Source organism: Streptomyces sp. PKU-EA00015 (assembly GCF_013387495.1).
Classification (GTDB): domain Bacteria; phylum Actinomycetota; class Actinomycetes; order Streptomycetales; family Streptomycetaceae; genus Streptomyces.
On sequence record NZ_JABZEE010000033.1, the window covers coordinates 1 to 599 of the forward strand.

1 rRNA gene is annotated in these 599 nt (G+C 56.3%); it reads right to left on the minus strand.

From position 1 onward, the window contains the following. Positions 1-599, minus strand: a 23S ribosomal RNA gene (locus HW130_RS20760); the annotation flags it as partial.

A 599-nucleotide genomic window follows, 5' to 3' on the forward strand; every position in this document is an offset into this window, starting at 1 on the left:
CTTGAGCCCCGCTACATTGTCGGCGCGGAATCACTTGACCAGTGAGCTATTACGCACTCTTTCAAGGGTGGCTGCTTCTAAGCCAACCTCCTGGTTGTCTCTGCGACTCCACATCCTTTCCCACTTAGCGTACGCTTAGGGGCCTTAGTCGATGCTCTGGGCTGTTTCCCTCTCGACCATGGAGCTTATCCCCCACAGTCTCACTGCCGCGCTCTCACTTACCGGCATTCGGAGTTTGGCTAAGGTCAGTAACCCGGTAGGGCCCATCGCCTATCCAGTGCTCTACCTCCGGCAAGAAACACACGACGCTGCACCTAAATGCATTTCGGGGAGAACCAGCTATCACGGAGTTTGATTGGCCTTTCACCCCTAACCACAGGTCATCCCCCAGGTTTTCAACCCTGGTGGGTTCGGTCCTCCACGAAGTCTTACCTCCGCTTCAACCTGCCCATGGCTAGATCACTCCGCTTCGGGTCTTGAGCGCGCTACTGAATCGCCCTGTTCGGACTCGCTTTCGCTACGGCTTCCCCACACGGGTTAACCTCGCAACACACCGCAAACTCGCAGGCTCATTCTTCAAAAGGCACGCAGTCACGAGA